The organism is Bacteroides sp. CAG:633 (genome assembly GCF_000435115.1).
Lineage (GTDB): Bacteria > Bacteroidota > Bacteroidia > Bacteroidales > Bacteroidaceae > Bacteroides > Bacteroides ndongoniae.
The window spans coordinates 1-8,304 of the sequence record NZ_FR882984.1 but is presented as its reverse complement, the minus strand read 5'-3'; the positions used below and the strand labels follow the sequence as shown (position 1 = coordinate 8,304).

At 50.3% G+C, this 8,304-nt stretch carries 8 protein-coding genes; 4 read left to right on the top strand and 4 right to left on the bottom strand.

Annotated elements, in window-relative coordinates; genetic code table 11:
• The first annotated feature begins 246 nt into the window (after positions 1–246).
• Genes QVP67_RS01965 through QVP67_RS01950 form a run of 4 tightly spaced genes read left to right on the top strand, consistent with a single transcriptional unit; the run spans position 247 to position 3,775 of the window.
• Complete coding sequence (locus QVP67_RS01965; RefSeq protein WP_022161882.1) at positions 247–1,023, top strand: lipopolysaccharide kinase InaA family protein; 777 nt, start codon at positions 247–249, stop codon at positions 1,021–1,023.
• Positions 1,024–1,052: 29 nt separating this feature from the next.
• A complete protein-coding gene (locus QVP67_RS01960) occupies positions 1,053–1,955 on the top strand; it encodes a glycosyltransferase family 2 protein (protein ID WP_022161881.1) in 903 nt (300 codons plus the stop codon).
• Between the two features lie 47 nt (positions 1,956–2,002).
• Positions 2,003–2,848, top strand: a complete 846-nt coding sequence (locus tag QVP67_RS01955; protein WP_022161880.1) for an alpha-1,2-fucosyltransferase — start codon at positions 2,003–2,005, stop codon at positions 2,846–2,848.
• A 15-nt stretch (positions 2,849–2,863) separates the two neighbouring features.
• Entirely contained in the window at positions 2,864–3,775 is a 912-nt protein-coding gene (locus QVP67_RS01950; RefSeq protein WP_022161879.1) for a glycosyltransferase family 2 protein, read from the top strand.
• Here QVP67_RS01950 and QVP67_RS01945 read toward each other — a convergent pair.
• From QVP67_RS01945 to QVP67_RS01930, 4 genes are all read right to left on the bottom strand, one after another.
• On the bottom strand, positions 3,772–5,028 hold the full coding sequence (locus QVP67_RS01945; RefSeq protein ID WP_022161878.1) for a protoporphyrinogen/coproporphyrinogen oxidase: 1,257 nt from the start codon (positions 5,026–5,028) through the stop codon (positions 3,772–3,774). The two genes, QVP67_RS01950 and QVP67_RS01945, sit on opposite strands and share 4 nt — an antisense overlap.
• A 1-nt stretch (position 5,029) precedes the next feature.
• Positions 5,030–5,899: a hypothetical protein gene (locus tag QVP67_RS01940; RefSeq protein ID WP_022161877.1), complete on the bottom strand. Its 870-nt coding sequence runs from the start codon at positions 5,897–5,899 to the stop codon at positions 5,030–5,032.
• 151 nt (positions 5,900–6,050) lie between these two features.
• A complete protein-coding gene (gene glf / locus QVP67_RS01935; RefSeq protein ID WP_022161876.1) occupies positions 6,051–7,157 on the bottom strand; it encodes a UDP-galactopyranose mutase in 1,107 nt (368 codons plus the stop codon).
• A 57-nt stretch (positions 7,158–7,214) separates the two neighbouring features.
• Positions 7,215–8,105, bottom strand: coding sequence for a beta-1,6-N-acetylglucosaminyltransferase (locus QVP67_RS01930; RefSeq protein ID WP_022161875.1), 891 nt, complete (start codon positions 8,103–8,105; stop codon positions 7,215–7,217).
• Positions 8,106–8,304 lie beyond the last annotated feature (199 nt).

Here is an 8,304-nt window from a genome sequence, read left to right as displayed (position 1 = left end):
GAATAACACTTGCACGGCTCGCGAGCCGTGCAAGTGTCCCACAAATGGAATGCAAGTGTCTCTCAGCAGGAGTCAGCCTTTTCTTCCGGTAAAATTCAGTTCCTTCGGCTTCCATATTGAAATTGTGTGGTCGGCAGGCAATGTGTTTTTTGGAAGTCTGTCAAATAATGCCTATATTTGCCGCGAATTCCGTTGTCTTGGATGCTGTGAGGCAACGCTTTGTCTATAAGCTTAGGTACATTCATTATGATAAAAGATAAGGGGAAGGTTTCCGCTCTATATCGTTTTCTTCATCCGAGGGTATTGACCATTCATCCGGACTATAAAAGTCTGGAGCCGTTTATATTGTCGTTGCCTATGCGCTTTCGTCGGAACGAAGGCGTGGTGATACACAGAGGGCGGAACGAACTGCGTCGTATGGAATACGGAGGAGTCACCTATGTGGTGAAATCCTTTCATCAGCCCAATTGGCTCAACCGTGTGATTTACGGCGTGTTTCGCGCTTCCAAGGCCAAACGTTCTTTCCTTTATGCCGATGCGTTCCTGAAGCTGGGAGTAGGCACCCCACAGCCCGTCGGAAGTATGGACCAGCGTCAGGGGCTGTTGTTTGACAAGAGTTACTACGTCAGCTGTCTGTCCGACTGTCCTTACGTATATTCCGATCTTTTTGTGCAGAAATTCGAGTGCGAAGAGAAAGTGTTGCGCGAAATCGGACGGGTGACTGCCATTCTGCACGAAAACGGATATGCCCACAAAGACTATGGCCGCGGCAACATTCTGTTCCGCCCCATGCCCGACGGTTCGGCCAAGATAGAGATAGTCGACCTGAACCGTATGTACATCGGGCACATCGGCCTGCGGCGCGGATGCCGTAACTTCGAACGCTTGCCCGCTACTCCGGAGATGCACCGCCTGATGGCCGAAGAATATGCCAAGGTGCGGGGCTTCGATGCCGAGAAATGCTTTCAGTTGATTTCCTACTATCGGCGGCTTCAGACCGAAAAGGGAGGAGAACTCTATTAAACAAGAATCCTTTAAAACAAGAATCTGCTATGAACATTATCGCTGTGGTCGTGACGTACAACCGTCAGGAACTCCTGAAGAGAAACATTCATTGTTTGCGGCAGAACAAGCCGCTTACTTCTATCATAGTGGTAAACAACGGCAGCACCGACGGCACTGCCGCATGGCTCGACCAGCAGAGCGACCTGACCGTCATCCATCAGTCCAACGTAGGAGGCTCGGGCGGTTTTTATACTGGCATGCAACGCGCTTATCAGCAAGGAGCCGACTGGGTGTGGTGCATGGACGATGATGTATTCCCGCGGGCCGACTGTCTGGAACATCTCTTGGCCGAAGCCAGGCGAAAAGACGTAGGTATTCTGGCGCCCCGCCGCTTGATGGAGGGAAAAATCTTCACCCACGATTTTCAGGAATACAACCTGACCAATCCTTTTTCTTCGATGTACGGCAAGAAACTGTCGAAGCAGACCATAACCGCTCCTACCGAGGTGAAAGGAACCGCCTTCGAAGGTCCCTTTATCCGCCGGGAAGTAATCGAAAAAATCGGGTTGCCCAACAAGGAACTTTTTATCTTCTGCGACGATACCGACTATTGCCTACGTACCGTGTTGGCAGGATTCAAGATACTCTACGTACCCTCGGCTCTGATGGATAAGGAAAAGTTCTTCTCGAACGACACGTGGAGTGAACGCAGCAAGAAAAAGAAATGGAAACGATACTATCAGGTGCGCAATTCCACGTACCTGAACCATCACTACGGACGCAACTGGGCCGTCAGGTATCTTCGTGGTTTCAACGGAGTGATAGGCTATATACTGGTGGCGTTCTTCACCTGCCCCTTCTCCGATGCCTGGCAGTGGGGCGACATTGCCCGCCTGTGGAAAGCTTATTGTGACGGACTGCACGAGCGTCTGGGGATTATGAACAGGTAGTATGGCAAACAGAACCAATTATACATATATAATAGAAGCAGACAGTTATGAGACTGATAAAAATGACAGGCGGACTGGGTAACCAGATGTTTATCTACGCCTTTTATTTGCGAATGAAGAAGCGCTATCCCAAGGTGCGCATTGACCTTTCGGATATGGTGCACTATCATGTTCATCATGGTTACGAGATGCATCGCGTCTTCAATCTGCCGCATACGGAATTCTGCATCAACCAACCGTTGAAAAAGGTGATTGAGTTTCTGTTCTTTAAGAAGATATACGAGCGCAAGCAGGACCCCAACAGTCTGCGGGCATTCGAAAAGAAATACCTGTGGCCGCTGCTCTATTTCAAAGGCTTTTATCAGTCCGAGCGCTTCTTTGCTGATATAAAGGATGAGGTGCGCAAGGCTTTTACCTTCGACAGTAGCAAGGTGAACGCCCGCAGTGCCGAATTGCTTCGCCGGCTGGATGCCGATGCGAATGCCGTTTCGCTGCACATCCGTCGGGGCGACTATCTGCAACCGCAACACTGGGCCACTACAGGCAGTGTCTGTCAGCTTCCCTATTATCAGAATGCTATAGCCGAGATGAACCGCAGGGTGGCTGCACCTTCGTATTATGTATTCTCCGACGATATAGCCTGGGTGAAGGAGAACATCCCTTTGCAGAATGCCGTTTACATCGACTGGAACAAGGGAGAAGAAAGCTGGCAAGACATGATGCTGATGAGCCATTGTCGCCACCACATCATCTGCAACAGTACTTTCAGCTGGTGGGGAGCCTGGCTCGACCCGCACGAGGATAAGATTGTGATTGTTCCCAACCGCTGGTTCCAGCATTGCGAGACACCGAACATCTATCCGGCAGGCTGGGTGAAAGTGGCGATTAATTAACAAATCTGATAGACTATGAGCATGTATTTTCTGAAAAAGGTAGGACTGGCTCTTGCCGAGAGCTTCGGAGGTTTCCGGCTGACACCTTCGCCGCGGCTGGTGATGACGCTGCTGGTGAAGAACGAGGAAGATGTACTGGAAGACAATCTTCTGTTTCATAAAGCTATGGGGGTAGATTGTTTCATTATCACCGACAACAATTCTACCGACCGTACGCCGGACATCATCCGCAAGTATCAGGAGAAAGGCTGGGTAAAGGAAGTCATCTGGGAAAAGGCTACCAACTACAAGCAGAAAGTATGGGTGGACCGCATGATATGGAAAGCAAAGACGGTGTACAAGGCCGACTGGGTGATCAATGCCGATGCCGATGAGTTGTGGTACTCACCTTCGGGTAACCTGAAGAATGATTTGTCGGCTACCCACTCCAATGTGCTGAAGTGCGAGGTGCGCAGTGTCTATCCGGAAGAAGACAAGCCTTTCTGGCAGTGGAACAAGATGGTAAAGACCGTTCCGCAACCCGAACAGTATGACCTGTCGCTCTATTCGCTGTTCGACCATCAGAACAAGAAAGTGATTCACCGTACTAAGTGTTACCTGCAGATTTCGATGGGCAACCACAAGGTAACCATGTTCCCTCGCCGTTCGGAGCTGGGAAAAGTACACGTCTATCATTACAACATCCGTGGCAAGCGTCACTTCATGGAGAAAATGATTAACGGAGGCAAGCAGCTCGAACAGAACCCCAGCAAGCATGGCGGATGCCATTGGCGTTACTTCTACCAGATGTACAAAGAAGGTAAGCTGGAGATGGAGTATGGCCGCGTGATCGGTACACCTGTGTACGACCGTTTGTGTAAGGATGGCTTTATCTATGTAGACAATACCGTTCCCGACTTCTTCAGAAAAGTGATGGGAAGGAGTTAGGCAAACTCCTTCTCCATGTCGAGTGCTGCACCGATGGCTACATCCATGTTGTAGTACTCCCATTCGGCAAAACGTCCCAAAAGGTATATGCCTGCCTGGCGTAATTCGTTTTTCAGGCTGGCGATGGCTGCTTTGGTGTCTTTGTCCTGAATAGGGTAGGTATACTGCTCGTAGTGATGGGTCAGATAACGGGGGCAGTAAGGCATCTTGGCAAGATTTTCCAGAATTTCCTCTTTCTCTATCCGGTCGGTGAACTCTATGCTGGCGGTTAGTCTCTTTGTCGGATGGTTGCTGACTGGTGAGTTGTTGGCCGGAGAGAAGTTGCCGGTGCAGATGATTCGGTGAGAAGGGTGTTGTCCGTCAGGCAGGTAGATCCAGCTGTAGGGATTGGGGCTGATTTCGCAGAAGACGGTTGTGGTGCCATGCGATTCGAGCCTGTCTATTCTGTCTGCATAGAGGCGTATGGCTGTATGTCCGTTGAGCATGGTGGGTAACTGTTTGATGTTGCCGCAAAATACCACCTTGTCGAAAGTTTCTTCGTTGATAATCCATTTCCTTTTGTTTTGTTCCAGATGGTTCACAGCCGAGTTGTATCGGATGTTGAGGCCTTGCGACAGACGGTCGGCAATGAACTGTGAGCCGCCTTGCCGGGGATAATAGAATGAACTGTGTACAAAGGTTTGTTCCTTGACGTGATTGATGTTGTTGTACACGATTTCGGCAGCGGTGGGCATCGGTAGTTTGCCTTCCAGCCACTCAAGGGGAACTTTGTTCAAAGGACGACGCCATATCTTGGTGTTATAGGGATGGAAGTAAAGCCGGTAAAGGGTATCGCCGAAGCGTTTACGCAGGAATTCCTCGAAGTTGTGAGGTGGTTCGGCAGCGGAGCTGGACATACGCAGAAGGTCGTCGATGACACATTTCTGTGTGTTTTCGTCCAGCAGATAAAGGTGGTTCTCGATGGGATAGGGGATTTCTTTCCCGTCGGGCATGGCGATGACCGAATTGCGCAGGGCCTTAGTAAATTCCTTTTCTCGGTCGAAGTGTTGCCAGAACCAGTCGGCCACGTCTTTTCGTTTGGTATTGAATACATGCCTTCCTGTCCGGTGGAACAGGCTGTGGTCGACGTAGTCGCATTTGATCAGTCCGCCGGGGCGTGCGTCGGCTTCGAAAACGATGACTTCATGTTTCTGTTTCAGTATATGTGCGATGGCAAGTCCGGATATGCCGGCGCCGATAACAGCGATTTTCATGTTAGGACCATTTAGACAGTTTGATGGGATGCAGGAATAGTTTTTTGGCCGGATAGTTCTTCATTAGTTCGGAGAGGTTGTAGCCGTACTGCTGGGCAAAGGTTTCGTAATGGGGGCGCCACATTACGCCGGATTCCCACGGAGTGTCGGAGGTAAATTTCAGTTTGTCGGTCGACAGAACCAATGCTGTAGGAATGGCAAATTCGACGAACAGCCGGGTAGCAGCAAAAGCCCCGCAGTACAGGGTGAATTTTTCCATGATGTCGGCTGTCAGTAGCAGAATGTCGGCATATCCGCCTACCAGCGGATAGTCGAGGTGGCGTCTTTTGTAGTTGCGCAGATATTTGAAGATGTATTTGCAATGGATATCTATCAGCGGACGGAATGGTATGGCCGAATAAGGGATGCCGTATTTGTCGAACTGTTTCTGCGCTTCTTCTACGGTAGGCAGGAATTGTGCGGCTTCTACTCCTTTCTGCTTTACCTTATATTTCATGGCTTCGGTTTGCCGCCAGGGGTAGGTCAGTTCTTGTAGCTTCAGCAGGTAGTCTATGTAGCACTCATCTTCGGCCAGGCCCATCTTTTCGATCAGGTTGTTTTCGTTCAGCACAGGGTGGATAATCATGTCGTCGGCCACTACGAAGAAGTGGGTGTAGCCTTTCCCTTTCAGGTGGGGATAGGCTTGGCTGATGTATCCGGAGAAATAGTACGAAGATTCGTAGACGGGAATCACGTTGGGCAGATCGCCGTCATAGAAGGGTACTATATGGTAAATGTGGCTGAATCGGTTGTCGTAAATCTCTTCTAAGCGTTTTATGTTTTTATCGTACCGGTGATTATATATAATCAAAAGGGCTATCGTGCATGACATGTGTATTGCAATTCTTGTTTTATATTAGAAATTCGGTTAGCGTTTTAGTATTACTACCTTGCAAAGATAGAACCTATTCGGTAAAAAACAAGAACTGCTGTAGATATTTTTTGTCTCCCTGAGGTTTGTGGCAGACGGCTGGCAAAGGACGTTACTGCTGACTGCGCCACAGACTCAGTGCCGCAGCGATGGTATCGTCCATGTCGGCGTAAGTGTATTGGGCCAGACGACCGCCGAACAGCACGTCGGGTGTTTGTCGGGCCATGGACTGATAGCGGGCAAAGATTTCGTTGTTGGCCGAGGTGTTGACGGGATAATAAGGTTCTTTGCCGGGCGCATAGCTGTCGGGGTACTCGTAGGTGATGACGGTATCGGGCTGTTGGCCGAACTCGAAATGCTTGTGCTCGATGATGCGTGTGTAGGGCGTTTCGCGGTCGGTATAGTTGACCACGGCGTTTCCTTGGAAGTTGGCAACGCCCTCCAGCAGTTTGTGTTCGAAGCGCAGGCTGCGGTACTCCAAGTGTCCGCAGGCATAGTCGAAGTAAGCATCAATGCATCCGGTGTAGAGGGTACGGTGAGCCAGTGCGGAAAGTTCGGCACGGTGCTCCAGATAGTCGACACCTGTACGTACTTCGACACCTTCGAGCAGCAATCCGATGAGGCGGTTGTAGCCTCCGTAAGGGATGCCCTGATAGGGATCGTTAAAGTAATTGTTGTCGAAAGTGAAGCGAAAAGGAAGCCGCTTGATGATGAAGGCCGGCAGTTCGGTAGCGGCACATCCCCATTGCTTTTCGGTATATCCTTTCACCAGATACTGGTAGATGTCATTGCCACACAGTCTGAGAGCCTGCTCCTCCAGATTGCGGGGCTGGCTGATGTGTGCATAGGCGGCGCACTGTTCCTGCAGTTTGGCTTGTGCTTCGGCAGGTGTTCGCACTCCCCATAGCTGGTAGAAGGTGTTCATGTTGAAGGGAAGGTTGTAGAGCTTCCCTTGATAGTTGGCTACGGGAGAGTTGGTGTATCGGTTGAACTCGACCAGACGATTGACGTATTGCCACACTTCCTTGTTGTCGGTATGGAAGATGTGGGCGCCATACTTGTGCACGTTGATGCCTGCCACTTCCTCGCAATAGATGTTTCCACCCGTGTGTGGGCGTTTTTCTATCACCAGACAGCGTTTTCCGGCCTTGTGGGCTTCGTGGGCAAAGACGGCTCCGAAGAGTCCGCTTCCTACAATCAGGTAATCGTATTGTTTCATTCGTCGGTCAGTTTTAGGCGGTTGTTTGTCGCGAAGGCCGGAAGGCCTTCACGGTATTTAGCAGGCGAAGGTGGCTTCCAGGTGGTTCACCAGCTCCATCTGGTCGGAACTGAACTTGCGGGCAAAGAGCTTGTCGGACTGTACCAGTTCGTCGTAGTCGCGCTTCTTCCACACGTAGGGTCCTCCGCGGTGCCAGTCGATGAGGCGCATGTTGCCGGCTGCTTCGTCCTCGGGCCGGTAGATGTTTTTCCGGAAGGGGGAGTTCCACAGAACGGTCTGGATGAATATCTCGTCGGGGCACAGGGTATATTTGAAACGTTTCAGTACGAAGGCTTTCTCCTTGAGCAGATATTGGCAGAAGTCGTTGGTGATGCTGAACCATTGCGAGCCTTTCTGGAATCCGACTTCGTGCTTGCGGCGGAAGTGGAGCAGCTTTTGCAGGATGAGTACAAAGTTGTAGAAAGGCATGGTGAAAGCGTGCCAGCGGTCGTTGGGGCGCAGACTCTTGGTGAAGAGGTAGTAGCGCGAGACTTTCCGATCGAGGTCTTTCTGGTGTTCGGGACTGTGCCAGTATTCCACAAATTCCTGTCCGGCGTGGCGGTCGAAGAAGTCGTGGATGTAGTTCTGGTTTTTCAGTGGAAGATCCACACCCGACAGCAGGTGGTAATAGGCGTATTTACCGTTTGCGGAAGCTGTTTCCAGCAGGGTAAATTCGGCTTCGACCAAGCTGATGTCACCCCAATACAGCTTGATGGGATTGGGGATGATGTAGAGCTTGGCTCTGCTCAGTTCGTAATGATGCATGCTTTTTCGCAGGTTGCGCGAGCGCCGGTCGATGTAGAGGTAGATGTCGTTACGCTCATCGTCGAGCATCGACAGCAAGGTCCTCAGCACGGGGTACTCATTGTGTGCGATGATTAAATAAGCATGTTTGTTTTGAAGAGACATTAGGCGTTAATTTTTAGATGTTTAGGTTTAGGTTGCAAAGTTACATGTTTTTTTTGTTTACAACCTAATATTTGCCAAAAAAAAGTTAATATTTTTGTTTTGCCCGGCTTCGGCTTCGTTTTGGGCCGTTTGGGGGCGGTTTTAGAGGATACTTGTGCGGCTTATGAGAGACACTTGCACGGCTCGTGAGAGACACTTG

Bases quoted from the DNA above. Each gene is read 5' to 3' on its own strand.
- QVP67_RS01965 (WP_022161882.1), top strand. From the start codon at position 247: ATGATAAAAGATAAGGGGAAGGTTTCCGCTCTATATCGTTTTCTTCAT.
- QVP67_RS01960 (WP_022161881.1), top strand. From the start codon at position 1,053: ATGAACATTATCGCTGTGGTCGTGACGTACAACCGTCAGGAACTCCTG.
- QVP67_RS01955 (WP_022161880.1), top strand. From the start codon at position 2,003: ATGAGACTGATAAAAATGACAGGCGGACTGGGTAACCAGATGTTTATC.
- QVP67_RS01950 (WP_022161879.1), top strand. From the start codon at position 2,864: ATGAGCATGTATTTTCTGAAAAAGGTAGGACTGGCTCTTGCCGAGAGC.
- QVP67_RS01945 (WP_022161878.1), bottom strand. From the start codon at position 5,028: ATGAAAATCGCTGTTATCGGCGCCGGCATATCCGGACTTGCCATCGCA.
- QVP67_RS01940 (WP_022161877.1), bottom strand. From the start codon at position 5,899: ATGTCATGCACGATAGCCCTTTTGATTATATATAATCACCGGTACGAT.
- glf (WP_022161876.1), bottom strand. From the start codon at position 7,157: ATGAAACAATACGATTACCTGATTGTAGGAAGCGGACTCTTCGGAGCC.
- QVP67_RS01930 (WP_022161875.1), bottom strand. From the start codon at position 8,105: ATGTCTCTTCAAAACAAACATGCTTATTTAATCATCGCACACAATGAG.